Below are 25,801 nucleotides of genomic sequence, written 5' to 3' on the forward strand. Positions count from 1 at the left end.
CACAAAATCAGGGATACGGAAATAATGAACGCATGGGGCAAGGGGTTTACGAGTATCGCGTTGGCTTGCGTATTGAGCGCCTGCGGCGGCGGAGACGGTGGCAATGGCGGTGTAGCCGATCCGAACAGCTTTACGCTTAGCGCCACGGTTGGCGGCACCAAGGTGCAATCGTTTAACCTCGGCAGCGGCCAGACGACCGAACTGACGGTCAAGTCGGGGCAAGACCTGCGTCTGGACAGCAGCAGCGACGTCAACTGGAAGTCCGGCGACGCAACGCCCAATACCGAAGTCGCGGTCAAGGGCGCCAGCACGCAGAGCTGGACGGCCGGCCTGAAGAGCCCGCCGGGCGGCACGTTCACGCTGATCGTGACGTCGGCCAAGGACGCGAGCAAGACGGCCAAGGTGACGGTCACGGTGACGCCGCATGAGTACACGGCAGGCACGGCGCAAGTGGGTCGCGTCATCACGTGGAAGGAAACGAGCAACTACGTGGACGGCTCGACCGCGCAGAAGACGCGCGTGAACACCACGGCAGCCGTCGACGCCAACACGGGCATCACGACCGTGACGTCCACCCTGAACAACGTGACGGATGACACGTTCACGCAAGACGCCGACGGCAACCGCCTCAAGCGCACGTTCCCGAACGGCGCCTCGTGCACGTACAACCCCAAGCGCAATCTGCTGAACTTCCCGTTGTCGGTGGGCAAGACGTGGACGTCGGGTTGGCTGTACACCTGTACGGCCGGCTATACGGAAACGGTCAGCATGACCTCGACCGTGGAAGCGTATGAACCGGTCACCACCGATGCCGGCACGTTCAACACGCTGCGCATTCACCATATCGAAACCATTACGAAATCCAACGACGGTCAGCTTCAGAATGGCCCCGCCGGCAACGCAGCCTACGCCATCGACATGCGCTGCTGGTGGGACGTCGCCGGCCAGCGCACCGTGAAGTGCGACAACGCCAACACGTACCAGGGCCCGGCCCCGGCGAATTACGTGAAGACCTTCTCGCAGTCGATGACGTCAGTCCAGTAAGCACCGCACGCAGCTTCACCGCTCTACCAGCCCCGCAGCCTTTACTGGCCTCGCGGGGCTTGTTGTTTGTACGGCCGCCTTCGTCCGCCGCGACAACGCCATCCCCGCCACCGTCGCGCCCAGGATCAGCACCGCGCCGCCCGTCTGCATCGGGCTGAACCATTCGCCCAGGACGAGCGCGCCGAGCACCGTCGCCGTCAGCGGGCTGAGCAGCGACAGGAACGTCACGTCTGCGCCGAGCACGCCGATACCGCGCACCCACAGCCAGTAGCCCAACGCCGTGCCGATGACGATGAGGTACGCAAAGCCCACCGCGTTACGCGCCGTGAGCGCGGGCGGCAGGCCTTCCACGAACAACGCCACCGGCAGCAGCACCAGCCCGCCCAATGCGAGCTGCCATGCCGCCACCGCCAGCGGCGTGCCGATGCGGCCCCAGCGCTCGATGAGCACCGTGCCCATCGCCATCGACAGCGCGGCGGCCAACGAAGCCCCTACGCCCACCGCATCCAGCCGTGCCGCAGGCCCGAGAATCAGCAGCCCCACGCCGACTGAGCCAGCCAGCGCCGCAGCCAGTTGCGCCGGGCGCGGCTTGCGTGCGAGCAGCGGCCAGGCCAGCAGCGCCACCACAAGCGGTTGCGCCGACATGATCGTCGCGGCCACGCCGCCCGGCAGACGCTGCGCCGCCACGAACAAGAGCGCAAAGAACAGCCCGATGTTGGCCAGCCCCAGCACCAGCAACCGCAGCAGCTTGTCGCGCGGCGGCAGGCCCGCGCCGAGCAGCATCAGCAGCACGCCAGCGGGCAGCGCACGCAGCGCGCCCACCAGAAGCGGGTGTCCGAGCGGGAGCGTCTGGGTGAAGACGAGATACGTCGTTCCCCACAGCACGGGCGCCAGGGCGGTGATGAGCATCACGGTGAGGCGTTTGAATGGCACGATGAAGCTCCACGTAACGTTATTTGATATCGAAATAAAAGGCGCTACAAAATTCAGTCCGGAAACCGTCCGCTGAATGCCAGTTCGCTGAGCGGTCGCCGCGGCGTCGGCCGCTCCTGCGGCTGAAGTGCGGCCGGCAACGACGCGACCTCGCCGCGGCGGCCGATGGCGACGGCGATTTCGATGCGGAAGCGCTCCGGCACGCGCAGCGCGGCACGGGCCCGGTCGAAGTCGGCGCCCGCCATGCCGCGCGCGTGATAGCCGAGGCTGGCCGCCTGCAGCGCCAGTTGTGCCCACGCGGCGCCGGCATCGAAGCTGTGGCTGCGCGAGGGCACCGCCTGCGCCGGGTCATCGCGGTGGATGAGCGTGTCGGACAGCACAAAGACCAGCGCCGCCGCATGCCGCGCCCAGTCTTCATTCAACGGCACGAGCAGGCTCAGGAACGTTGCCCAGTCCGGATCGCCGCGCCGCGCGTAGAGAAACCGCCACGGCTGATAGTTGTAGGCCGATGGCGCCCAGCGCGCCGCCTCGAGCATGCGCAGCAGATCGGCCTCCGGCATGGGCTGCGCGTCGTAGGCGCGGGGTGACCAGCGCGCCAGAAACAGCGGATCGATCGGATGATCGGCAAGTCGTTCGGTCATGAGGGTCTCGCAATAGGGGCGGGGGATGACGATTGCATCGCACCGGCAAAGCCGATACGATTGCAAGCATCTCGACATAACGTAATTTGATGTCAAAATACTACGATGAGGTCTTCAATGGGTCAAGGTGATCCCACATCCCCACAAGGGGGACCGATGGAGGGCATCCTCGCGCAATGGCGGCGCGAGCGCCCCGACATCGATGCGAGCCCGATGGCCGTTTGCGGCGAAGTCTGGCGCGCCGGTGAGCGGCTGCGCCAGGGCGTGGTCGCGAACGTGGCCGGCGCCGACCTGGACCTGGCCGGCTTTGACGTGCTGCTCACCCTGCGCCGCAACGGCCGCGACCGGGCGCTGTCGCCCTCGGCGTTGGCCAAGGACATGATGCTGTCCACCTCCGCCATGACGAACCGGCTCGACCGGCTGGAAAAGCGCGGCCTCATTGCCCGCAAGACCGACCCGGAAGATCGGCGCGGGCTGCAGATCGTGCTGACTGACGAGGGCTTCGCGCTCGTCGATGGCCTGGTCGCCTCGCACGTGGCAACGGAAGAGCGGATGCTGGCCGCGCTCACCCCGGCCGAGCGCGCGATGTTGCGCGAGTTGCTGGCCAAGATCGGCGGCCCGGCCGGCTGATCGGCACGGCAAGCGCGCCGCCCCCCCCCTTAAGAAGACGGGTCGCACGCCCGCCCATTCCTCTTTACGATGACGCTCCATGCACGCGCGTGGCGTGCCGATGCGGAGGAACTTGTGAGCCTGGCTGTCCTGTGTGTGCTGGTGATCGTGGCAGCGGTGTGTGCGGCGCGTGGGCGCCGCCGGGCTGCGCGTGGCTTGGCGGCGGTATCGGCGGTGCTGGTCGTGGCGGTCGGCTGCGGCGCGGTGCCTGCGTGGCTGCTGGACTCGCTCGACAAGCCGTTCGAGAACGAAGCGCGCATTCAATGGGGCGCCCGCAACGCCATCGTGCTGCTCGGCGCGGGCACGTTCCGCGTGGGCGGGCGGGTCGAGCCGAGCCTGTTCTCGTACCCGCGCGTGGTGGAAGCGGCGCAGTTGTACCAGGCCTGCCGCAAGTCAAACGGCGACTGCAAGATCCTCGTCAGCGGCGGAGATGCGCGCCACCACGGCGAACCCGAGGCCACCGTCTACGGCCGGGAGCTGGTCGCGCTCGGCGTTGACCGCGCCGACGTGCTCGTGGAGCCGAAGAGCATGAACACGTGGCAGAACGCGCAGTTCTCGCGCGCCGTTCTTGGCGAATACGCGCCGGACCGCACGGTGCTCGTGTCGTCTGCCATCCATCTGCGGCGCAGCCTGCTGTATTTCGCGCACTTCGGCATGACGCCCATCCCGGTGCGCGCCGATGACCTGCAGGCCACCGCGTCGCCCCTGCCGCTCGCGTACAACTTCACGCTGACGGACTACGCGCTGCACGAGTGGATCGGCATTGCGCGGTATCACGTCTACAACGCCCTCGGCTGGAACCCGGCGCGCATCCACCCCGGCGACGCCTGAGCCGCCGATCGCACCTTGCCGCCACGGCGCCCGGCCGCTATAAGAGAATGCTCGCCGCTCTTCCCCCGACATCAGCATGCGCGATATCAGAACGCTCGACCTGAACCTGCTCAAGGCCCTCGATGCCTTGCTGGATGAGCGAAACGTCACGCGCGCGGCGGCGCGGCTGGCGATCACGCAGCCGGCCATGAGCGGCATGCTGACGCGCCTGCGCGAGAGCTTTGGCGACCCGCTGTTCGTGCGCACGCAGCGCGGCGTCGTCCCCACCCAGCGCGCGCTGGAACTGACCGGGCGCGTCAAGCAAGTCCTCAGCGAAATCGATGCGCTGCTTCAGCCGTCCGCGTTCGATCCGCAGACCGCGGAGCTCACCGTCTCCATCGCCGCCACCGACTACGGGCTGCGCGCGGTGGTCGTCCCCTTCCTGCGCGCGCTCAGCCAGCACGCGCCGCGCATCCGCGTGGCGGCGCGGCCGGCCGAGTACGCACTGACGAAGGCCCAGCTCGAGCGCGGCGAAGTCGACCTCGCCCTGCTCACGCCCGAGCGCACGCCGCCAGACCTGTACGCGCGCCACCTGTTCGATGAGCGCTACGTCTGCGCGCTGCGTCGCGACCATCCCGACGCGCACGGCAGCACGCTGCCTCTCGACCGCTTCTGCGCACTCGACCACGCGCTCGTCTCCTACGCCGGCGGCGATTTCACGGGCGCCACCGACGACGCACTGGCCAGGCTTGGGCGTGCGCGCCACGTGTCGCTCTCGGTGGCGAGCTTCCTGATCCTGCCCGAAGTCCTGCGCGCGACCGACCTGGTGGCCGTGGTGCCCCGCCGGCTGGTGACGGAGGCAGACGGGCTGGCGCTGCTCGATCCGCCGATCGAGATCCCGGGTTTCACCAAGGTCATCGCCTGGCATGCGCGCACGCACCTGCACCCGGGCCATCGGTGGCTGCGCACGCTGCTGTTCGAGACCTGCGGCACATCCGATGCCGCGCCCTCGCGGCCCGATGTGTGCGTCCGCGAGCGCGCCTGAAGCGCGCACAACACGTCAATTACGCGGTGAACAAGCGCACGACGCTGGTCATGTTGGCCTGGCCCAGCCCGCGCGACATGGCTTCTCGGAAAACGCCCCGCGCGGCTGCCAGCACGGGCGCCGCCTCGGCTGAACCCGCCGCGTCCACGGCATAGCCGAAATCCTTCTCGATCAGCGAGACGGGAAACTGCGGCGCGAAATTGCCCGCCAGCATGGAATCCGTCAGGCGCGTGGCCACGGGGCTCCACACAGGCGTGGCGGCAACGGCCTGCAACGCCTGCGCGGCATCGGCGCCGCAGCGCTTCAGCATCCCGATCAGCTCGGCCAACACGGCCAATTGGGCGCCGAGCAGCGCATTGGTCGAGAGCTTGACCAGCGCGCCGGCCCCGAGGGGGCCGACCCGGTGCACGGCCGCTCCCATCGCCTTCAATACCGGCTCCGCCAGCTCCGCCGTGGCGGGCTCGCCGCCCACGAGGTAGATCAGCTGCGCGGCGTCGGCCTGCGGCAGCGAACCGGCCACGGGCGCTTCGAGCAGCTTGACGCCCTTGTCCATCGCAGCCGCGCCCAGCGCCTTGACCCAATCGGGCGACAACGTGGAGCTTTCAATCGCAACGGTGCCCGCCGCCATGCCGGCCAGCGCGCCGGTTTCGGGCGCCAGCCAGACTTGGCGCGATGCCGCGTCATCGCGCAGCATCGTCACCACGAAGGCGGCGCCGGCAGCGGCCTCACGCGGCGTCTGCGCGACCTTGGCGCCGGCGGCGGCCAGCGCGGACGCAGCCTCGGGCGAACGGTTCCACACCGTGAGGTGGTGGCCAGCGCGAACGAGGTTCAGCGCCATGCGGGAGCCCATCGCTCCCAGGCCCAGGAATGCAATCTCTGCCATGGGGTTCTCTCCTGTGTGCAAACGCGTCGGGACCGCGCTGGCCCCGTGTCGCCCGGCATGATGCGCGTGCCGCAATGATCGATCCAATCGTCATTGCAGATGGCAGTCATTGCCTCCTCTGATATCAGCGCGGCAGGCAAGCCCCAAAGAAAAACGCGCCCGAAGGCGCGTTCCTGTTGATTCGGTCGCGTGCCGATCAGCTCGCAAAGCCGGGCGCAGCCTCGCGCACGGCATGGGCGGCGCCTTCCTCGGGAATCGGCGCTTCCACATGCAGGCTCGTCGCCTCGTCCACTCCCAGATGCACGTTCATGCATTGCACTGCTGCGCCGGCCGCGCCCTTGCCCAGGTTGTCCAGACGCGCGGTGACGACCATGCGCTCGTCCGAACCAAACACGAACAGGTCGGCGCGGTTGGTGTCGTTGGCGCCCTGCACATCGAAGAAGCCGTTGTCGAGCGTCGCAACGTTGTCGGCCGGCGCCACGCGGATGAACTGCTCGCCCTGGTAGTAATCGGCCAGCACACGGGCGATGTCGGTCGGGCTCACCTTGCGCGCCAGGTGCTGCGGATGCAGGCCGATCGTCACGGCCAGGCCCTTGAAGAAGTTGCCGACGACCGGCGTGAAGATCGGCGCGAGGCTCAGGCGGCTCTGCACGCGCATCTCCGGCAGGTGCTTGTGCGCCAGGGCCAGCGCGTACGGGCGCGGGCTGTCGAGCTTCGGGTTATCGGCGGCGAGGTAGTCGGCGATCATCTTCTTGCCGCCGCCGCTGTAGCCCGTGAGCGAGAACGCCGTGACCGGGTAGTCGGCAGGGACGATGCCCGCATCCACCAGCGGACGCATCAGCAGCACGAACGCGCTGGCGTGGCAGCCCGGCACGGCGATGCGCTTGGTGTTGCGCAGGCGCTCGCGCTGGCCCTGGGCCAGTTCGGGCAGGCCGTAGACCCAGTCGTCCGACGTGCGGAACGCGGTGCTGGCGTCGATGATGCAGGTGTTCGGGTTGTTGACCAGCGAGACGGCCTCGCGCGAGGCGACATCCGGCAGGCAGAGGAATGCAACATCGGCGGCATTCAGGAATTTGGCGCGCTCGGCCGAATCCTTGCGCTTGTCTTCGGCGATGCGCAGCAGCTCGATATCGTCGCGCTGCGACAGATAGTCGAGCAGGCGAAGGCCGGTGGTGCCTTCCTGACCGTCGACGAAAACCTTGAATGCCATGGTGATCTCGCTAAAAAACTGGGGGCCAAAGACAACGCCGGCAAGCGGTGCCGGCGCGTAAGGTTTGCATTGTAGCGGCTGACGAAGACATTTCCGCGGCAGCGCCATGAAGTGACTTTGATGCCGCTTACCAGTGCGGCTTCGTGTCGTAATCGATCGTCAGCGGCGCGTGATCGCTGAACTTGATGTCCTTGAAGATCGACGTGCGCCGCGCCGTGGCGGCAATGCCCGGCGTGGCGATCTGGTAATCGATACGCCACCCGACGTTCTTTGCGTACGCCTGGCCGCGGTTGCTCCACCAGGTGTACTGCTCGGGGCGCTGGTCGAGCGTGCGGAACACATCCACATAGCCGACCTCGTCGAACAGCTTGGTCAGCCACGCGCGCTCTTCGGGCAGGCAGCCGGAGTTCTTCTGGTTGCCCTTCCAGTTCTTGATGTCGATTTCCTTGTGGACGATGTTGACGTCGCCGCACAGCACGACCTCGCGGCCCTTTTCGTGGCGCAGGTCCTTGAGGTGCTCCATGAACAGGTCCATGAAGCGGAACTTGGCCTGCTGGCGCTCTTCGCCGCTGGAGCCCGACGGCACGTAGACCGAGATGATCGACAGCTTGCCGTAGCGGGCCTCGACGTAGCGGCCTTCCGCATCGAACTCGCCGTTATCGAAGCCGATGATGACCTCGTCGGGCTTGTGGCGCGTGTAGATTCCCGCGCCGCTGTAGCCCTTCTTCACCGCGTGCTGGAACACGCCGTGGTAACCGTGCGGCGCCAGGAATTCAGGCGTCATGTCGTCTTGCGCGCATTTCAGTTCCTGCACGCAGACGAAATCGGCGTCCTGCTTGCCCATCCACTCGAAAAAGCCCTTGCTGGCAGCGGAGCGAACGCCGTTGAGGTTGGCGGAAATGATGCGTAACATGGCGGGACTTTTTTGCGGACCAGAGAAAAAAGATGAGCCAAAACAGCGAGTTGCGCCAATCCTTCATCCGCTTTGCGGTGGAAGCCGGCGTGCTGTCGTTCGGGGAATTCGTGACCAAGGCGGGGCGGACGTCGCCCTATTTCTTCAACGCCGGCAAGTTTGCTGACGGCGCACTGCTGGGCCAAGTCGCGCAATTCTATGCGAAAACCCTGCTCGACTCGGGCGTGGAGTTCGACATGCTGTTCGGGCCGGCATACAAGGGCATCACCCTGGCAAGCGCCACGGCCGTGGCATTGGCCGGGCTCGGACGCAACGTCGGCTTTGCGTACAACCGCAAGGAAGCCAAGGACCACGGCGAGGGCGGCAGCCTCGTCGGCGCCAAGCTGCAAGGGCGCGTGGTGATCGTCGATGACGTGATCTCTGCCGGCACCTCGGTGCGCGAATCGGTCGAGCTGATCCGCGCGGCGGGCGCCACGCCTGCGGCCGTGCTGATCCTCATGGACCGGATGGAGCGCAGCGGCAATGCGCAGGATATCGGCGAGCGCTCTGCTGTGCAGGATGTGCAGGCTCAATACGGTATGCCGGTTGTGTCGATTGCCAATCTGGATGACTTGCTGGGGTATCTGGATAGCGCCGGCGACCCGGCGCTGGCGGGGTATCGGGATAAGGCTGCGGCTTACCGGGACAAATACGGCGTTAGCGCTATCTGATTCTTCTTCGCGTTCGAGAAAACCCCGGTGGTGTTGTTCGCCGGGGTTTTGTTTTTTTTGGCACATCCCTTGTTTCACCCCCTGCCGGGGGCGACTCACTTTCTTTGTCTTGCCAAAGAAAGTAAGCAAAGAAAGGCGCGCCCGATGCGGCGACCCCCTCCTTGAATTTCTGTGACCGTGCGGGGAAGGAGGCAAACTCGCTTCGCTCAGACAAGCCTCCTTCCTTTTTCCGCCCGCTCACACAAATTCAAGGCGCCGCACAGGGCAGGGAAAGGCCAAACCATCGATTACCAGTGCCGTAGCAATCCACAGCACAACGCGAAGCAAAGCGAGCAACAGCAACACAATCCGGAGCCACCCACGTCAGCACACCGACGGTGTGGCCTTTGACGTTCCTGCCCTAGATGGCGCCTTGGATTTTTGTAAGCGGGCGGAAAAAAGACGGGAAACTGTCTGAGCGAAGCGAGTTTTTCCCGTCTCCGCCCGGTTACAAAAATCCAAGGAGGGGGTCGCCATCTCGGGCGCGCCTTTCTTTGGTTACTTTCTTTGGCAAGACAAAGAAAGTGACTCAGCCCCGGCAGGGGATGAAACAAGGATGCACCACCAGCAACAAAATCAAACAACAAAACCAACCACCAAACCCCTACTCAATCCTAAGCGCCTCAAACGCCGGATTCCCCTCCGGATACTGAGGCTTCATCCCCTCGAACACCTCCAACAGGATCTCCGCGACCATCAGATTCCGGTGCGTCTTGGAATCCGCGGGGATCACATACCACGGCGCGTGCGGCGTGGCGGTGGCGTTGATCGCCGCCCCGTAGGCCTCCATGTACCCGTCCCACAGCTTGCGCTCTTCCATATCCGCCGGGTCGAACTTCCAGTGCTTGTGCGGATCGTCGATGCGTTCCTGCAGGCGCTTGCGCTGTTCGTCCTTCGAGATGTGCAGGAAGCATTTGACGATGGTCGTGCCGGTATCGACGAGCATCTGTTCAAACGCGTTGATGTGGCCGTAACGGCGCTTGCATTCGGCGGCGTCGATGTCGCCGTGCACGCGCGTGATCAGCACGTCTTCGTAATGGCTGCGGTTGAAGATGACGATCTCGCCGCGGGCGGGCGTCTGGGCGTGCACGCGCCACAGGTAATCGTGCGCGAGCTCTTGCGGCGTCGGTGCCTTGAAGCCGACCACGCGCAGGCCCAGCGGGTCCATGGCGCGGAACACGCCTCGCACGGTGCCATCCTTGCCTGACGTATCCATGCCCTGCAGGATGACAAGCACCTTGCGCCGATGCTCGGCATAGAGAGTGTCCTGCAGCGCATCGAGCCTGGCCGCCACCTCGGCCAGCCGCGCGTTGTCGTCGGACTTGCTGCCAGTGGAGAAAGGCTTGGCGGAGGCATCCAGCTTCGCGATCTTGAACTTGCTGCTGCCGTCGAAGCGATAGTCGTCAAGCCGGTTCGTGCCGTTCGAGCCCACGGTGCCTCCTGTTGTTCTGACGATGCGGCAGCCGGCCGCGCGGTACGGCTTATGCCTGGCGGCCTGCGGGAAGCTTCAGCGCGTCCAGGTCCAGCGTGCCCTCGAACACCGTGGTGGCGGGGCCGGTCATCATCACGGGTTGGCCGACACCGGCCCACGCGATGGTGAGATCGCCGCCGTGCGTAGCCACCTTGACGGGCGAATCGAGCAGCCCGCGCCGGATGCCGGCCACCACGGCCGCACAGGCACCCGTGCCACAAGCAAGCGTCTCGCCTGCGCCGCGCTCGTACACGCGCAGGCGGATGGAATGGCGGTCGACGATCTGCATGAACCCCGCGTTCACGCGACGCGGAAACACCGTGTGCGATTCGATCAGCGGGCCGTCTTCGAGCACGGGAAAGGCCTCGGCGTCGTCGACCACCTGCACGGCGTGCGGGTTGCCCATCGACACGGTGGACAGCCACGCCGTGCGGCCATTGATCTGCAGCGCGTGAAGCGTATCTTCGCCTTCCACGCGCGTGGGCAGGCCGTCCGGCACGAACGGCAAGCGCTCGGCCTCGAACACGGGCGCGCCCATGTCGACGGTCACCTGGCCATCGTCCTGCATCGTGAGCGTGGCGATGCCGTTCATGACTTCCACGCGCACGGTGCGCTTGTCGGTCAGGCCGCGGTCGGTGACGAACTTGACGAAGCAGCGGGCGCCGTTGCCGCAGTGCTCCACCTCGCCGCCGTCGTGGTTGAAGATGCGGTAGCGGAAATCGACGTCGGGCCGTGTCGAGCGCTCGACCAGCAGCAGCTGGTCTGCCCCCACGCCAAAGTGGCGGTCGGCAATGGCGCGCCACTGCTCGGGCGTGAAGTCGATGGGCGTCTGGATGCCATCGAGCACGACGAAGTCGTTGCCCGCGCCGTGCATCTTGGTGAAGTGCAGTTTCATGGCAGGCCGCGCAGACGCGGCAATGAGCGATCGGAAAGCGCCCATTCTAAAGCGAGCCGGGCGGCCGCGGCCGAAGCCGGGAACCGCGGCTCAGTAGATGCCGGGCATGCCCTCGGGCCGGTGCTTGAAGCGCTTGTGCACCCAGTAGTACTCGCTGATGCGCGGACGGATGGCGTCTTCAAAGAAGGCGTTGATGCGGCGCGTGTCGGCGGTCAGGTCGCCGGTGGGGTAGTTTTCCCACGCGGGCAGGATGCGCAGCGCATAGCCCTGGTAATTCGGCAGGATCTCGGTGTACATCGGCACGACCTTGGCGCCCGTCAGCGCCGCCATGCGCGGGATGGCGTTGAGCGTCAACGCCGGCACGCCGAAGAACGGCACGAACTCGGCGTCGCGCTCGCCGAAATCCATGTCGGAGATGAGCTGCAGCGCCTCGCCGCGCTTGAGGGTGCGCATGATCTGGCGGATGTTCTCGCTGCGCTCGAGCATGGTCGCGCCAAAGCGGCTGCGCAGCGTCTTCACGGCGGCGTCCAGCGCCGGATTGGCCATGTGCGTGTACAGCGAACAGCCCGCGTTGCCGACGTTCTTGCGCAAATAGTCGGTGAGCGCCAGCGCGCCGATCTCCACACCCGACAGGTGCAGCGTCACGAGGATATGCGGCTGGCCGTGCAGCGCCGGCAGGTTGGCCCGGTCGTCGATCCTCACCACGCGGTTCAGGCGCTTCTCCGATGCGTACCAGGCAAACGAGCGCTCCGCAAAGCTGCGGAACACCTTGCGGAAGACCTCGTGCGCCAGCGCCTCGCGCTCGGCATCGGACTTCTCGGGAAAGCACGCCTTCAGGTTGGCCAGCACCACGCGGCGCCGGCTGTTCGGAATGCGGTACAGCAGCCCGCCCAGCCCCTCGCCAAAGCGGGCGACAAACCCGTACGGAAAGAAAGACAGCAGCCACAGGAAACCCAGGCCGAGTTTGGCAAAGAAACGTTCCATAAAGTCAGCAGCGTCAGACAGCGGGCGGGGCGTCCACACCCTTTGGCTGCTTGTAGCGGTTATAGCCCCAGAGATATTGCGTCGGCGCCAGGGCAATCAATTGTTCGATTTCGGCATTGATCCGGCCGGCGGCCTGCGCCACGTCTTCGGGCAGCGTTTCTAGCACGCGCATGTGGGCCCGATAGCCTTTGCCGCGCGGCAGGCGCTCGCCGAACATCAGTACGATCGGCGCGCCGGACAGCCGGTGCAGCCGGTGCACCAGCGTCATCGTATACGCAGGCTTGCCGAAGAACGGCGCCCACACGCCTTCGCCGGCAGTGGGCGTCTGGTCGGGCAGGATGCCGACGGCCTCCCCGCGCTTGAGCGCGCGCACCACCATGCGCACGCCGCGCGGGTCGGCCGGCGCCATGTGCATGTTGGGCCGGGTGCGCATGGTCTCGATCCAGGCGCGCAAGCGCTCCTGGTGCGGCGGCTTGAACATCGCCGTGATCGGGCGGCGCTGCGCATACGCCTGCGGCAGCACTTCGAAGCAGCCAAGGTGCGGGGTCAGGAAGATGATGCCGCGGCCGTCCTCGAGCAGGCGTTCGTAGGTCGGCCAGCAATCGTCGAGCAGGCCGGGCGCGACCTTCAGTGAATCCTTGCGCACCCAGAAGTACGGCATCTCGAACACCATGCGGCCCGCGGACCGGCCGGCCTCCTTCAGCATGGCGGGGGTGACGTCGGGATAGGCGTGGCGGAAGTTGGCGATGAGCCGGTCGTGATAGCGCCCCGGCACCTTCGCGGCCAGGGCCCCCAGCCAGCCGCCCAGCGCCTGCAGCCACGACAGCGGCCAGCGTGAAAACAGCCAGAACAGGAAGGTCATGCGTGCGTGCGCGAAAGCAGTGTTGGTCGCAGTCGACAGGGCAGCAGGGTCTTGACAGGCCGTGCTGCGGCCCCAAAAAGTGCCGCGTATAATAGCGCGATTCGCCGAGTTAACTGACAACTTGCGGGGCGAATCCTCGGGCCGGGCCACAAACCTGGGCGAGGCAGCAAAATACCGCTAAAGCGTCGCCGGCCGTGGCACAAACGGATTGGCAACGTGATAGCCAATCTGGAGCTAACAGCCGTGTCAAACGACTTCCTCTTCACCTCGGAGTCGGTCTCCGAGGGCCATCCCGACAAGGTCGCCGACCAGATTTCCGACGCCATCCTCGATGCCATCCTGGCCGAGGACAAATATGCGCGCGTCGCTGCAGAAACGCTGTGCAACACGGGCCTCGTGGTGCTCGCCGGTGAAATCACCACGTCGGCCAACGTCGATTACATCCAGGTCGCGCGTGAAACCATCAAGCGCATCGGCTACGACAACACCGACTACGGCATCGACTACAAGGGCTGTGCCGTACTCGTCGCTTACGACAAGCAATCGCCCGACATCGCCCAGGGCGTGGACCGCGCCTCGGACGACTATCTGAACCAGGGCGCCGGCGACCAGGGCCTGATGTTCGGCTACGCGTGCGACGAGACGCCCGAGCTGATGCCCTTCCCGATCTATTACGCGCACCGCCTGGTCGAGCGCCAGTCGCAACTGCGCCGCGACGGCCGCCTGCCCTGGCTGCGCCCGGACGCCAAGTCGCAGGTGACGGTGCGTTATGTCGACGGCAAGCCGCACAGCGTGGATACCGTGGTGCTGTCGACCCAGCACGCGCCGGAGATGTCGCAGGAGGCCATCCGCGAAGCCGTGATCGAAGAGATCATCAAGCCGGTGCTGCCGTCGCACATGCTGGCCGACACAAAGTACCTGGTGAACCCGACCGGCCGCTTCGTCATCGGCGGCCCGCAAGGCGACTGCGGCCTGACCGGCCGCAAGATCATCGTCGACACGTACGGCGGTGCGGCACCGCACGGCGGCGGCGCGTTCTCGGGCAAGGATCCGTCGAAGGTCGACCGCTCGGCCGCGTACGCCGCGCGCTATGTCGCCAAGAACGTGGTGGCGGCCGGTCTGGCGCGCCAGTGCCAGGTGCAGGTCAGCTACGCGATCGGCGTGGCCCGCCCGATCAACATCACGGTGTACACCGAAGGCACGGGCGTGATCCCGGACGAGCAGATCGCCAAGCTCGTGCACGAGCACTTCGACCTGCGTCCGAAGGGCATCGTGCAGATGCTCGACCTGCTGCGCCCGATCTACGGCAAGACCGCCGCCTACGGTCACTTCGGCCGCGAAGAACCGGAGTTCAGCTGGGAAGCGACCGACAAGGCGCTGCTGCTGCGTGAAGCGGCCGGGCTGGCCGGCGAGCCGGTGAAGGCGCTGGCCTGAGCCTGCGTTCGCCTCAACAAGAAACCGCCCTTCGGGGCGGTTTTTTGTGTCCTGCCCGTTGTCATGAAAAAGGCCACCCGAAGGTGGCCTCTTCATGGAGTGCCGAACCGCAACCTACTGCTGGGCAACCGCCGCACGAAACGCCGCATCGTCCAGCAAGGCACCGACCAGCTTCCGGTACAGCGCCTCGTACTGGCCGGCTGCCTGCGGGATCGCAGAGACACCCATGAACGGCGAGTCCCACGACGCCTGCGTACGCAGCGCGCGATCGTAGCGGACGGCGCCCGCCCGCGTGACGACGAACCGCGCGGCCAGCGCCGCCTTGCCGGTGCCGACCGGCGCCTCGACCGTGCTGTCGAGCAGCGTGCCGGTGATCACCGCATCCGACCTGGCATCAAGCAGCCCCGCCGATTGCAGCTCCACGCGCAACATCTCGCGCAGGTATTGCGCGAACGAGCCCGCCACCGGCGAGCGCACCATGTTGCTGCGGATGCTGACACCCTTGTCGATGCTCGCCGACTGCGCCGCATCCAGCGTGAACGTGCCTACTTCGACCGGGCCGATGGCGGGGGTGCCGCCGCGCAGCTTCGCCGCATTCTCGATGGTGGGTTTCGGCGGGCTCATCGGCATCTCGGCGCAGCCGGCCAGCAGCGCGGCGGCCAGCAGCCCGAGGCCGAGCGCGCGCACCGCGCCGGCGTCAGTTGAAGGCCGTGTCATATGACAGGTCCTTCAGCGCGTTGCTCACCACATCGCGCGTCATCTGCTGGACAGCATCGAGCATCGACGCCGATTTCTGCACGCCCGCGGGCGGATTCGCGTTGCCGATCGTGGTGTGGATAGCGTGGCGCGCCGTCTTGACGATCGGCGTGGTCTGCCCTGCCGGCAGGTAGCTGACCGTGCAGATGTAGCCGTCCGTCACCGCGCTGCCCGCCAGACCGAACGTAAGCCCGGTCACGAAGCCCTTGGCGGCCGGGTTGTCGGTCAGCGGCACATTGTTCAGCGTCACATTGAGCATGCCGACGTTCGGAGTCGGCTCAGTCGAGACCTTGGCGAACAAGCCCGTGTCGGTCACTTCCTTGGCGACGGTATCCTTGAGCAGCGTCGTGGCACGCGGGTTCGGTGCGCCCTTCGTCTGGAACTCGAACACCAGCTGGACCGGTTTCGGGTCTGCAACCTTCTTCATCTCGGACGGCGGCACCAGCTTGGTCGCCGTGTCGACGTAAGTACTTGCGCACCCGGTCAGCAACGCCGCGCCAGCCAGCGCCGCAGCCATGATTACGCGGCGCACCAGCGTCCCGCCCCCAAATCTGCTGTTGTTGTTTTGCATACCCTGATTCTTCTGTGTGGTGGTTTGAACGTCAGTACGGGCAGCTACGCTTCGTCCGCGCCCGCCGGACGGCGCCCCGGAAGGGCTCAGGGATGCTATCAGAGCGATGTGCCCGGCGCGCCCCTTTCGAAGAAGGGTATGCGAGCCAACCGAGCAACTTCGGTCAGGCGCCCCGGGCCCCTTCCGGCTACCGTATCGCCACCCAGGAGCCCCTTCCAATTGACGACCACCGCCACCGACCGCTACCTCGTCCGCATGCGCGCCGTGCTCGCGCACATCGATGCGCACCTCGAAGACGCGCTGAATGTGGAGCAGCTGGCCGGCGTTGCGGCGTTTTCGAAGTACCACTTCCACCGCCAGTTCACGCTGCTGTTCGGCATGAACGTCGGGCGCTACGTACAGTTGCTGCGCCTGAAGCGCGCCGCGCACCAGCTCGCCTATCGGGACGACGCGCGCATTACCGACATCGCGCTGGCGTGCGGGTACGAGGGGCCGGAAGCCTTTGCGCGTGCGTTCCGCAGGCAGGCGGGGCAATCGCCGTCGGACTTTCGCCCCGCGCCGGAGTGGGCGCTCTGGGCCGCCGACCTGCACGCGCTGTGTGCGCTCAGGAGCCAACACATGCCCGCACAACCGCAAACCCAGTCCGTCGAGATTGTCGAACGCGACGCCATACCCGTGGCTGCCATCGAGCACCGCGCAGACCCGGCCCGGCTGGGCGAGACCCTCCGCGCCTTCATCGCCTGGCGCCGCGAGCACCGGCTGCACCCGAGCATTTCGGCCACGTACAACATCGTCTACAACGACCCCGACGATGTGCCGCCCGAAGACTTCCGTATCGACATCTGCGCGGCAACGCCAGAGCCCATCGCGCCGAATGCGGCGGGCGTCATGGCCAAGACACTGGCCGGCGGCCGCTACGCCGTACTGCGCCATACCGGCTCCGACGACACGCTCGGCCAGAGCGTCGCCTCTCTGTATGCCGAATGGCTGCCCGCCAGCGGCGAGGAACTGCGCGATGCGCCGCTGCTGTTCCAGCGCGTGCGCTTCTACCCAGATGTGCCCGAGCACGAAGCCGTGACGGACATCCTGCTGCCGCTCAGATAAGCGCTCAGGCGTCGAGCCGGATCTGGATGCCGGTGGCCGTGTAGACGGCCGTGGCCTTGAAGCCGTCCACCACCACGGAAGCGAACTGGCGGTTCGGGCCCGCGCCGTCGACCACCGCAATGGTGTCGCCCACCTTCGGTGTGTAGCCGTTCACGAACTTCACGTGCAGCGTGCCGCCGGCGATCGTGGTGAGCCCGGCCACGCTGAGCCTGCCCTGGCCGTTCGGGCCGATGGCCAGGTCCAGCGTGGTGCCCTGCAACTGCGTGAACTTGCCGGCAATCGCCACGGCCGCCGGCGCGTTGACGGCCAGCGTGCCGGCACCGAGATAGACATCGCCCGTGCCCAGTGCATTGGCCGACTCGGCCTCCAGCACGCCGCCCGCGATCTGCGTGCCGCCGCTGTAGGTATTGGTGCCCGCCAGGCGCAGCGTGCCGGTGCCCTGCAGCGTCAGCTTGCCCGCGCCCGAGATGGCGTTGCGCCACGTGTCGGCCGCGTTGAAACCGCCCAGGGTCGCGTCCATCGACACGACCACGTTGCCGTTGAAGGCGCCGTAGCCATCGGCGGCAGCAAACAGGTTCAGGCGGCCCCAGCCTTCGGCATCATCGAGCACGGGGTAGCCGGAGGGCAGCTCGGTGGTCTTGAGCACCACGCGGCGCTGCTCTGCGCTCAGGTATGGGAAGCGCGTTTCCAGCAGCACCTCGGCGCCCTTGGGCACCACCGGCGCAAGCGCCGTGCTGCCGATCGGCGTGAAGCCGAAGGTCATGCGGCGCGTGAAGTTGGCCTGGTTGGTGGCGTAGTCGGCAAAGCGATCGGTGGCGGGCGTGCCGGACTGCGCAAGCGCCGGGAAGCTCGTGGCGTCGGTGCCCGTCTGCGCCATCAGGCCGGCGTGGGCCTGGCGGAATGCATCTGCCTTCAGCGTGGCGTTGGCCGGGTCCGCCAGGTTGGCCGCCGCCGCCGCAATGCCGAGCATGCGCCCAGACATCACGTCCAGCGGCGAGTGCATGCCGGCCAGGATGCGGTTCTCACCGAGCTCCATGCCGCGCGCGAGCATCTGCTGGAAGCGCTCGGGCACCAGGTAGGCCATCGCCACGGCATCGCGCATGGCTTCCGCCGAATGGCCGCTGATGAAGCCACCATCAGTGGCGGGCGTGGGGCTTTCGGCCGGCACCAGCGTCGGCACGACGACCACGCTGCTGCTCCATCGATACGGCCGCGCATATTTGTAGAAGCGCTTGGCCGGCTCGGTCGAGGCGTTGTTGCCGAGCGTGTTGATCAGGTCGACGACCTTGCCGAACGCCGTGTTGCCGCCCGCGGTGCCCACGCCCGTGTTGTTGCCGCTATCGTTGTAGAGCACGGTGCTCGCGTCCGCCGGGATGGTGGTGATGGACGTGGTCTGCTGCGCCAGCGTGCGCCAGGCCGCTGTGAGCGGCCCCATGCCGTCGGTCACGCTGTAGCCCTTGCCGCGGCGGTCGTCAAAGTAGGCCGCATCGGCCTGGGCCTGCGTGCGGTTGGTCGTCGCGTTCACCACGTATTGCACGTTTGCGTTCAGGACCGGCAGATTGAGCGGTGTGCCGCCCGGCGTGCCGTCGTTGGGCAAGCCCGTCCAACTGGAGGCCACCACCGCCGGAAACGCCCCGTTGGCCGGCGCGTTCACGCCCGCGTCGACGATCTCCGTGAGCGGCTGCCACAGATCGAGGAACCGCGTGAACAGCCGCACCCCGGCATTGGTGCCGAGCGTGGCGTACCGCGCGTCGCCGCGCTGGTTCGTGGCGATGTTGTCCACAAAGGGCGGCACCCCGCTGGGCGCGGCGGCCGTGTCGACGAAGCCCGGGTCTGCCGGGGGTGCCGGAATGGCCTGTGTGGCTACCGGCGTGCTGGCAGGTGTGTCGTCGCCGCCACCGCAGGCAGCGAGCGCGAGCACCGCGGACAGCGCCACCAGGCTGGCATACACGCGCGGGCGGACAACAACGGAGCGGGCGAGAGAAGACATGGTGCAGGCGGGCCGTCGGCCAAAGAGACGCTGGAAGCCCGGCAGTCTCGGCCCAGCGTGTGAAACGCGCGTGACGGCTGCGTGACAAACGTGCGCGCCGCTGCACCACCTCAAGGCACGGCGCGTAAGGGCAGAGGCAGCGGCCGGTTATGTCACAGCGTGATAGAATCGCCGGCTGCATTTTTGTGACTTCTGGTGAAGCCTCGCGCGTGTTCACGGGCCATCGCCGTCCCGTCGACCATGTCCGCCCCGTTCCTGCCCCCCGCCCTGCGCCGCTGGCTCCATAGCTTTGTCCCCGCCCCCGTCACGGTGCGCTGGAGCGAGCGCGTGCGCTCCGCCGTCGGCGCGCTCGTCGGCATTCTCTTTACGGGCACGATGATGAAGCTGGTGCCGGGCGCACCGACGCTGATCCCGCTGCTGGTGGCACCCATGGGCGCCTCGGCCGTGCTGCTGTTCGCGGTGCCGGCCAGCCCCCTGGCGCAGCCGTGGTCGATCATCGGCGGCAACCTGGTCGCGGCCACCGTGGGCGTGACGTTCGCGCTGCTGGTCGATGATCCTGTGATTGCCTCGGCGCTGGCCATCTCGGCGGCCATTGGCGGCATGTTCGCGCTGCGCTGCGTGCACCCGCCCTCGGGCGCGGTGGCACTCACGGCGGTGATCGGCGGGCCGGCCGTGCATGCGCTGGGCTATCGCTTCGTGGCCGAGCCGATCCTGATCCAGTCGGCGCTGCTGCTGGTGGGCGCGCTGGTGTATCACGCCGCCACCGGCCACCGGTATCCGCACGCGCAGCGCCTGCCCGCCGCAGAGCGCCCGCCCACCGCCGCCGGCTTCACCCGCGCCGACATCGTCGCCGCGCTGCGCCGCCAGAGCGAGCTGCTCGACATCGACCCGGAAGACATCGAAGCCGTGCTGCGTGAGATGCAGCTCCAGGCCTACACGCGCACGTTCCAGGCGCTCACCTGCGCCGACATCATGACCCGCCCGGTGGTGACGGTGACGGCCAACACGTCGATCCCGCGCGCGCTGCAATTGCTGCGCCAGCACGGCTTCAAGGCGTTGCCGGTGGTGGACGACAGGCAGCACGTGGTCGGCATCGTCACCCGCACCGACCTGCTGGGCCTCGCCCCCGCCGACCTGCGCCAGACCCTGCGCCGGTGGTTCAGCATCGGCGCGCTCACCCCGCCGCGCGTGGCCGACCACATGAAGACGCGCGTGCAGACGATCCCGGCCAGCGCGTCGATGTCGGATCTCGTGCCGATGTTTGCCAGCGCCGGCCACCACCACATTCCCGTGCTCGAGGCCGACGGGCGGCTGGCCGGCATCGTCACCGAGTCCGATCTCGTGGGCGGGCTGTACCGCCAGGCCAACATCGAGCCGCACCCCACGCAGACGGCGCAGCGCGCCTGAGGCGCGCGGCCGGGCATCGTCAGGTCGTCAGACCGCGTCGATGGGCGTGTCGCGAAACACGCTCAACTGCTCGGCGGCCGCCGAATACGCCACCAGGCGCGGGTAGTCCGCCGCCGGCACGCGGTCGGCCACCATCAGCTGGATGAAGGCCCACGACACGGCCACCGTCACACCGGCCTGCGTGAGTTCGCCGGCCTCCACCGGCAGCGGTACGTCCTTCCACTCGGCCTCCAGCGCATCCACTGCGGCCAGCAACTGGCTGTGCACGCGCTCCACCCACGGCCCGTGCACCTTCTCGGTCGGGCGCAGGTTGTGTTCGTAGACGATCTGCACGGCCTTCTCGCAGGCGGCCAGCGCCAGGCCGATGACCCGCAGCGCGTGCTGGCGCCGGGCAATCTCGGCGGGCATCAGGCTGCGGCCGGCCACACATTCCGCGTAGTCGATGATGAGCGTCGAATCCATCAGCACCGTGCCGTCGTCGCACACGAGCGTGGGCGCCTTCACCACCGGGTTGATCTCGCGAAAGCGGTCGACATGCCGGAAGACCGACACCGACGCATGCTCGAACGGCACGCCGAGCAGCTTGAGCGAAATGGCCGTGCGGCGCACGTAGGGGGAGTCGAGCATGCCGATCAACTTCATGGGTTCTCCTGGTGTGTGTGAAAGGGACGTCCATGATAGTCAGCCATGGCCGAGCGCGCTGGCTGCCTTGGGCACGTTTCCTGCGTCCGCGGCATCCACCGGTGCCGCCCCGTGCACCCTGCGAGCGGTATGCAGCTGGGTGCGTGCGTTTCTAAAATGCCTTCACGTTCATTGCAGTGACTCGGCCACACAGGAGACCCTATGCCGTTTCTCGCGCATCACCATGACTGCCCCGGCTGGAACGGTGAGATGGCGCAACGTGTGCTCGCATTCGATTGGTCGGCGACGGAGCTTGGCCCCATCGACGCCTGGCCGCACAGCCTGCGTGCGGCCGTGCAGATGGTGCTGGCCAGCCCGGTGCCCCTCGTCATGCTCTGGGGCAAGCATGGCTACATGATCTACAACGACGCGTATGCCGGCTTTGCCGGCGGCCGGCACCCGTATCTGCTCGGCTGCCCGGTCGAACTCGGCTGGCCCGAGGTGGCGGATTTCAACCGCCACGTCATGGAGGTCTGCCTGGCCGGCGGCACGCTGTCGTACCGCGACAAGGAACTCGTACTGCTGCGCAACGGCCGGCCCGAAGACGTCTGGATGGACCTCTACTACAGCCCGCTACCCGATGACGACGGCAATCCGGCGGGCGTGCTCGCCATCGTGGTGGAGACCACCGAGCGCGTGCTGACCGAGCGCGAGCGCCAAGCCGCGGAGCAATCGCTGCGCCAGCTGACGGAAACGCTGGAACAACGCGTGGCCGACGCGCTGGCTGCCCGCGCCGAGGTGGAAGCGCAGTTGCGCCAGGCGCAGAAGATGGAAGCCATCGGCAGCCTGACCGGCGGCGTGGCGCACGACTTCAACAACGTGCTGCAGGTGATTGCCGGCAACCTGCAGATGCTGGCCGTGGAAGCCCCGGAGAGCCCCCGCATCCAGCATCGCATTGCCGCCGCCAACCGTGCCGTGCAGCGCGGGGCGACGCTCGCCGCGCAATTGCTGGCGTTTGCGCGGCGGCAGCCCTTGTCGCCGGCGGTCATCGAGCCTGCACACCTCATCCAGGGCATGAGCGAAATGCTGCACCGTGCGCTGGGCGAAACCGTCAAGGTCGAAACCCGGCTCGCCGACGATCTCTGGAACGTGCTGGCCGACCGCAACCAGCTCGAAAACGCGCTGCTCAACCTGGCGATCAACGCGCGCGATGCCATGCGCGGCGGCGGCGTGCTCACCATTGCGGCCAGCAACGTCACGCTCGACCGTACGCAGGTGCAGAGCCATGAGCTCGATGCGCTGGCGCCGGGCGACTACCTCGTGTTCTCCGTCACCGACACCGGCGTCGGCATGCCGCCAGAAGTGATCGAGCACGTCTTCGAGCCGTTCTTCACGACCAAGCCCGACGGCCACGGCACGGGCCTCGGCTTGAGCATGGTGTTCGGCTTCGTCAAGCAGAGCGGCGGGCATGTCGTCATCCGCAGCCAGGTCGGAAAGGGGACGACGGTGCAGCTGTACTTCCCCCGCTGCACCGAGGCCGCCCCGGCCGACACCCCCGGTGCACACGAAGCCACCGCCGCGCCCGTCCCCCAGGGCGGACGCGAAACCATTCTCGTGGTGGAAGACGACACCGACGTGCGCTGCACGGCCGTCGACATGCTGACCCAGCTCGGCTACCGCGTGCTGACCGCCCCCAACGGCGACGCCGCGCTCGAGCTGATGAACAGCGACACGCACATCGACCTGCTGTTTACCGATGTGATCATGCCGGGCGCCATCAAGGGCGGCGAGCTGTCGATCCGGGCCGCGCAGCGCGTGCCGCCGCTGCCGGTGCTGCTGGCCTCGGGCTACACGCGCGACGAGGTCGTGCGTGACGGCCGGCTGCCCGCCGGCGTCACGCTGCTGGGCAAGCCGTACCGCCGCGACGACCTGGCCCGCCTCGTGCGCAGCGTGCTCGACAGCCACCGCGGCGCCCAGAAGACGACACCGGCCCCCGTGCCCGCCGCCCTGGCCGCCGCCAGTACAGCACCGCACGCCGACATCAGCGTCGCACGCCCCGCCGCCAGCCCGACGCTGCTGCTGGTGGAAGACGACGCCGCCTCGCGCGAGGCCATGCACGAATTGCTCACGGGGTTCGGCCTGCACTGCATGGCCGCCGCCAACGCCGAAGACGCCCTGGCCCTGGCCAGCACGCGCCCGTTCCACGTGCTGCTGGCGGACCTGACCCTGCCTGGGCAATCCGGCGCCGACCTTGCCCGCGCTCTGGTGCGCCGTCAGCCGACGATGCAGGTGATCCTGATGTCCGGCTACGGCACGCACGCCGAGATCGGCGAGCCGATTGCGGGGGCCCGGCTGCTGGGCAAACCCGTCGATCTGTCGGCCCTGCAGCAGGCCCTGGCGCCCTGGCTGAGCGCCGGCCCGCCGCGCAGCGCGACGCACGCGGCATAGTCGCCGCGGTGCACCCCGCCGATTGCAGTACGGCGGTGCCTGCGTGCCAACGTAGGCGCCGCACCTACACCGGCAGGAAACGCACCATCCGGACTTCGTCGGCATAGCCCTGCGCAGACTTGAGCGCGCGCGGCTCCAGGCCGTACGCAGTGAAGCCGCATTGCGCATACAAGGCCAGCGCCGCCGCGTTGGTGCGCACGACGGACAGGGTGAGCTGTTCCACCCGGCCCGTGGCCGCCGCCACGATGCCGTCCATCAGCGCCCGGCCCACACCGCGGCCCCGCGCCCGTGGCGCCACGTAGCCCCCCACAAACCCCTTCTGCGCGTGCCTGGCGCCGGTCTGCGCCTTGAAGCCGACCATGCCGGCGATGCCTGCGCCGTCATACGCGCCCAGCACCACCGACGTCGCCAGCCGCTTGGCAAACGCTTGCCAGGCCAGGGGGCCTCAGCGGCGTACGTCGAACCAAAGGCCTCCGGTGCACCCTGCAGCGCTGCAAGGCGGATGGCGCGGCAGTCGGCCACATCGGCGGTGGTGCGAGGACGGATGGCAATGCTGCCGGGCGAGGTGGACATGGCAAGACGTGAACGCGCGCAAACCCTGACGAGTGCCAGTATCGCGCCGAATGCGCCGCTCTACCACGCGCGCTGGCGTGCACCTACAGCCGCGCCTCCGTCCATGAGGCCGAGGACCTTGTCGGCGGATTGGCCTATGTCGGCACCCCATTGCGCGTTTCTATGCTTGCCGTAAGCGCGGGTCTACGCAACACGTGACACCGACAACGAGGGGGAATCATGGCCAAGCTTTTCACAGCCCAAGCGGCACGCATCTGCAGCGCAACCGGGCAGCCCTCGCCGGCCCCGATTCCTCCGTCGCAGCGACGCACACACGGCCTGCAAGGCGCGGCGCTGGTGATGGCCGCAGCGCTGTCGGTCGGGCTCACGGCCTGCGGTGGCGGCGACGACGGCGGTACCACGCCGCCCACCGGCAACAACGCACCGGCGCCAACCCCCACGCCAACGCCAACACCTGCGCCTGCACCGAGCCCGGCACCGGCCCCCACGCCCACACCCGTACCTGCCACCTATTCCGTTGGCGGCACGGTCAGCGGCCTGGCCGCCGGCAAGAGCGTCACGCTGCTCAACAACGGCGGCGATGCGGTGACGGTCGGCGCCAACGGCAGCTTCCAGTTTCCGACCAGGCTTGCGCAGGGCAAGCCGTATGCGGCCACGGTCGGCACGCGGCCCTCGGGCGAGAACTGCACCGTCGCCAACGGCACCGGCACGGTCGGCACCGCCAACGTGACCAACATTGCCGTCACATGCACGCTGCGGCCGCTGTTCGGGTATGCGGTGAACTCGCTCGACGGCACCGTCTCGGCGTACACGTTGGACGCCACCACCGGCCTGCCCACGCAGATCGGCTCGACCGCCGTATCCGTGGGGAACGAGCCGCTGTCGCTCACGATCGATCCGGCGGGCAAGTTCGTCTACGTGGCCAACGCCAACGACAACACCGTGACGACGCTGTCCATCAACCAGACCACCGGCGCGCTCACCGTGGTGGGCTCGCCCACGCCCACCGGCAGCCAGCCCTACAGCATTACGCGCACGCCCAGCGGCAAGTTCGTGTACACCGCCAATTTTGGAGACAACACGCTCTCGGCGTTCTCGGTCAACACGACGACGGGCGCGCTCTCATCGCCGGCGACGGTGATCCCGGCCGGGGTCAACCCGTACACCATCGCCACCAACAGCGCTGGCACGTTCGCGTATGTCGTCAATGCCGACACCGCCAACACAACGGGCACGGCCATGGCGTTTGCCATCAACAGCACCACGGGCCTGCTCACGCAGGTGGGAAGCACCGTCACGGCGGGCAGCGTGCCGCAGTACATCACCCTCACGCCCGACGGCAAGTTCGCCTACGTTGCCAACTCCGGAGACAACACGCTCGGCGTGTACAGCATCGATGGCACCGGGGCGCTGACCGCATCGGGCTCGCCCGTGACGGCAGGTACCAACCCCTATACGATGGCCGTGTCGCCGGCGGGCAACTTCCTGTACGTGGTCAACATCCTCAGCAACAACGTGAGCGTGTTCTCCATCAACGCCGCCAACGGGGCGCTCACGCTGGTCGACACCACCGCCACGGGCGCCAACCCTGTCACCATCGTCATCAACCCGGCCGGCACGTTTGCCTACGTGGTGACGGCCAATGACAACACCGTCACCGCATACAGCATCAACGCCACCACCGGCAAGCTGACGGCCGTGCCCAGCGGCACCGCGGCCACGGGCCTGCTGCCGCGCGGAATGGCGCTGGTGGCCGTGCCCTGAGCCGCACTGCAGCGGCCTGCAGAA

At 67.4% G+C, this 25,801-nt stretch carries 24 protein-coding genes; 10 read left to right on the forward strand and 14 right to left on the reverse strand.

What is annotated here, in order from left to right:
• The first annotated feature begins 162 nt into the window (after positions 1 to 162).
• Complete coding sequence (locus tag KHN96_RS15820; protein WP_147282521.1) at positions 163 to 1,044, forward strand: hypothetical protein; 882 nt, start codon at positions 163 to 165, stop codon at positions 1,042 to 1,044.
• Between the two features lie 15 nt (positions 1,045 to 1,059).
• Here KHN96_RS15820 and KHN96_RS15825 read toward each other — a convergent pair whose 3' ends face one another.
• Together KHN96_RS15825 and KHN96_RS15830 are read right to left on the reverse strand one after the other, a co-directional pair.
• Entirely contained in the window at positions 1,060 to 1,953 is an 894-nt protein-coding gene (locus KHN96_RS15825; RefSeq protein ID WP_062737693.1) for an EamA family transporter, read from the reverse strand.
• Between the two features lie 77 nt (positions 1,954 to 2,030).
• Positions 2,031 to 2,618, reverse strand: a complete 588-nt coding sequence (locus KHN96_RS15830; RefSeq protein WP_062737560.1) for a nitroreductase family protein — start codon at positions 2,616 to 2,618, stop codon at positions 2,031 to 2,033.
• Positions 2,619 to 2,735: 117 nt separating this feature from the next.
• Between KHN96_RS15830 and KHN96_RS15835 the strand changes: the two genes are divergently transcribed.
• The 3 genes from KHN96_RS15835 to KHN96_RS15845 all read left to right on the forward strand — a co-directional run bounded on the left by KHN96_RS15835 (position 2,736) and on the right by KHN96_RS15845 (position 5,142).
• Positions 2,736 to 3,248, forward strand: a complete 513-nt coding sequence (locus KHN96_RS15835) for a MarR family winged helix-turn-helix transcriptional regulator (protein ID WP_045785519.1) — start codon at positions 2,736 to 2,738, stop codon at positions 3,246 to 3,248.
• 114 nt (positions 3,249 to 3,362) lie between these two features.
• Positions 3,363 to 4,118, forward strand: a complete 756-nt coding sequence (locus tag KHN96_RS15840; protein WP_062737694.1) for a YdcF family protein — start codon at positions 3,363 to 3,365, stop codon at positions 4,116 to 4,118.
• 76 nt (positions 4,119 to 4,194) lie between these two features.
• Entirely contained in the window at positions 4,195 to 5,142 is a 948-nt protein-coding gene (locus KHN96_RS15845) for a LysR family transcriptional regulator (RefSeq protein WP_062737561.1), read from the forward strand.
• Between the two features lie 19 nt (positions 5,143 to 5,161).
• Here KHN96_RS15845 and KHN96_RS15850 read toward each other — a convergent pair whose 3' ends face one another.
• From KHN96_RS15850 to KHN96_RS15860, 3 genes are all read right to left on the reverse strand, one after another.
• On the reverse strand, positions 5,162 to 6,025 hold the full coding sequence (locus tag KHN96_RS15850) for an NAD(P)-dependent oxidoreductase (RefSeq protein WP_045785517.1): 864 nt from the start codon (positions 6,023 to 6,025) through the stop codon (positions 5,162 to 5,164).
• A gap of 196 nt (positions 6,026 to 6,221) precedes the next feature.
• Positions 6,222 to 7,235, reverse strand: a complete 1,014-nt coding sequence (gene argC / locus KHN96_RS15855; protein WP_045785516.1) for an N-acetyl-gamma-glutamyl-phosphate reductase — start codon at positions 7,233 to 7,235, stop codon at positions 6,222 to 6,224.
• A gap of 127 nt (positions 7,236 to 7,362) precedes the next feature.
• Complete coding sequence (locus tag KHN96_RS15860) at positions 7,363 to 8,148, reverse strand: exodeoxyribonuclease III (RefSeq protein ID WP_045785515.1); 786 nt, start codon at positions 8,146 to 8,148, stop codon at positions 7,363 to 7,365.
• A 32-nt stretch (positions 8,149 to 8,180) separates the two neighbouring features.
• Here KHN96_RS15860 and pyrE point away from each other — a divergent pair, with 32 nt between their 5' ends.
• Positions 8,181 to 8,858, forward strand: a complete 678-nt coding sequence (gene pyrE / locus KHN96_RS15865) for an orotate phosphoribosyltransferase (RefSeq protein ID WP_045785514.1) — start codon at positions 8,181 to 8,183, stop codon at positions 8,856 to 8,858.
• Between the two features lie 643 nt (positions 8,859 to 9,501).
• Here the strand turns inward: pyrE and KHN96_RS15870 are convergent.
• The 4 genes from KHN96_RS15870 to KHN96_RS15885 all read right to left on the reverse strand — a co-directional run bounded on the left by KHN96_RS15870 (position 9,502) and on the right by KHN96_RS15885 (position 13,109).
• On the reverse strand, positions 9,502 to 10,329 hold the full coding sequence (locus KHN96_RS15870) for a polyphosphate kinase 2 family protein (protein WP_045785513.1): 828 nt from the start codon (positions 10,327 to 10,329) through the stop codon (positions 9,502 to 9,504).
• 49 nt (positions 10,330 to 10,378) lie between these two features.
• On the reverse strand, positions 10,379 to 11,263 hold the full coding sequence (dapF, locus tag KHN96_RS15875; RefSeq protein WP_045785512.1) for a diaminopimelate epimerase: 885 nt from the start codon (positions 11,261 to 11,263) through the stop codon (positions 10,379 to 10,381).
• Between the two features lie 90 nt (positions 11,264 to 11,353).
• Complete coding sequence (locus KHN96_RS15880) at positions 11,354 to 12,247, reverse strand: lipid A biosynthesis lauroyl acyltransferase (RefSeq protein ID WP_045787731.1); 894 nt, start codon at positions 12,245 to 12,247, stop codon at positions 11,354 to 11,356.
• A 13-nt stretch (positions 12,248 to 12,260) separates the two neighbouring features.
• Positions 12,261 to 13,109, reverse strand: a complete 849-nt coding sequence (locus tag KHN96_RS15885) for a lysophospholipid acyltransferase family protein (protein WP_045785511.1) — start codon at positions 13,107 to 13,109, stop codon at positions 12,261 to 12,263.
• 243 nt (positions 13,110 to 13,352) lie between these two features.
• On the opposite strand from KHN96_RS15885, the gene metK reads away from it, so the two are divergent.
• Entirely contained in the window at positions 13,353 to 14,543 is a 1,191-nt protein-coding gene (gene metK, locus KHN96_RS15890) for a methionine adenosyltransferase (RefSeq protein WP_045785510.1), read from the forward strand.
• 114 nt (positions 14,544 to 14,657) lie between these two features.
• Here the strand turns inward: metK and KHN96_RS15895 are convergent, their stop codons facing one another.
• Both KHN96_RS15895 and KHN96_RS15900 read right to left on the reverse strand, forming a co-directional pair.
• On the reverse strand, positions 14,658 to 15,260 hold the full coding sequence (locus KHN96_RS15895) for a hypothetical protein (RefSeq protein ID WP_062737562.1): 603 nt from the start codon (positions 15,258 to 15,260) through the stop codon (positions 14,658 to 14,660).
• Positions 15,241 to 15,870 (reverse strand): hypothetical protein, encoded by a 630-nt coding sequence (locus tag KHN96_RS15900; RefSeq protein ID WP_045785508.1) that lies wholly within the window; start codon positions 15,868 to 15,870, stop codon positions 15,241 to 15,243. The genes KHN96_RS15895 and KHN96_RS15900 overlap by 20 nt, the downstream gene beginning before the upstream one ends.
• Positions 15,871 to 16,089: 219 nt before the next feature.
• Here KHN96_RS15900 and KHN96_RS15905 point away from each other — a divergent pair, with 219 nt between their 5' ends.
• Entirely contained in the window at positions 16,090 to 16,974 is an 885-nt protein-coding gene (locus KHN96_RS15905) for an AraC family transcriptional regulator (protein ID WP_238587534.1), read from the forward strand.
• A 4-nt stretch (positions 16,975 to 16,978) separates the two neighbouring features.
• Here the strand turns inward: KHN96_RS15905 and KHN96_RS15910 are convergent, their stop codons facing one another.
• The gene (locus tag KHN96_RS15910) at positions 16,979 to 18,964 is read right to left on the reverse strand and encodes an acid phosphatase (RefSeq protein WP_062737563.1); all 1,986 of its coding nucleotides are present in this window, start codon (positions 18,962 to 18,964) and stop codon (positions 16,979 to 16,981) included.
• 240 nt (positions 18,965 to 19,204) lie between these two features.
• Between KHN96_RS15910 and KHN96_RS15915 the strand changes: the two genes are divergently transcribed.
• Entirely contained in the window at positions 19,205 to 20,371 is a 1,167-nt protein-coding gene (locus KHN96_RS15915) for an HPP family protein (RefSeq protein WP_062737564.1), read from the forward strand.
• Positions 20,372 to 20,398: 27 nt separating this feature from the next.
• On the opposite strand, the gene KHN96_RS15920 is transcribed toward KHN96_RS15915, so the two are convergent.
• Positions 20,399 to 21,013, reverse strand: coding sequence for a glutathione S-transferase (locus KHN96_RS15920; RefSeq protein ID WP_062737565.1), 615 nt, complete (start codon positions 21,011 to 21,013; stop codon positions 20,399 to 20,401).
• 201 nt (positions 21,014 to 21,214) lie between these two features.
• On the opposite strand from KHN96_RS15920, the gene KHN96_RS15925 reads away from it, so the two are divergent.
• The gene (locus KHN96_RS15925; protein WP_045785504.1) at positions 21,215 to 23,440 is read left to right on the forward strand and encodes a response regulator; all 2,226 of its coding nucleotides are present in this window, start codon (positions 21,215 to 21,217) and stop codon (positions 23,438 to 23,440) included.
• A gap of 64 nt (positions 23,441 to 23,504) precedes the next feature.
• Here the strand turns inward: KHN96_RS15925 and KHN96_RS15930 are convergent, their stop codons facing one another.
• Complete coding sequence (locus KHN96_RS15930; protein ID WP_238587535.1) at positions 23,505 to 23,840, reverse strand: GNAT family N-acetyltransferase; 336 nt, start codon at positions 23,838 to 23,840, stop codon at positions 23,505 to 23,507.
• Between the two features lie 392 nt (positions 23,841 to 24,232).
• On the opposite strand from KHN96_RS15930, the gene KHN96_RS15935 reads away from it, so the two are divergent.
• Positions 24,233 to 25,777 (forward strand): lactonase family protein, encoded by a 1,545-nt coding sequence (locus KHN96_RS15935; RefSeq protein WP_062737566.1) that lies wholly within the window; start codon positions 24,233 to 24,235, stop codon positions 25,775 to 25,777.
• The last annotated feature ends 24 nt before the right edge of the window (positions 25,778 to 25,801 follow it).

It is taken from the genome of Ralstonia mannitolilytica (genome assembly GCF_905397375.1).
In the GTDB taxonomy this organism is placed as follows: Bacteria; Pseudomonadota; Gammaproteobacteria; order Burkholderiales; family Burkholderiaceae; genus Ralstonia; species Ralstonia mannitolilytica.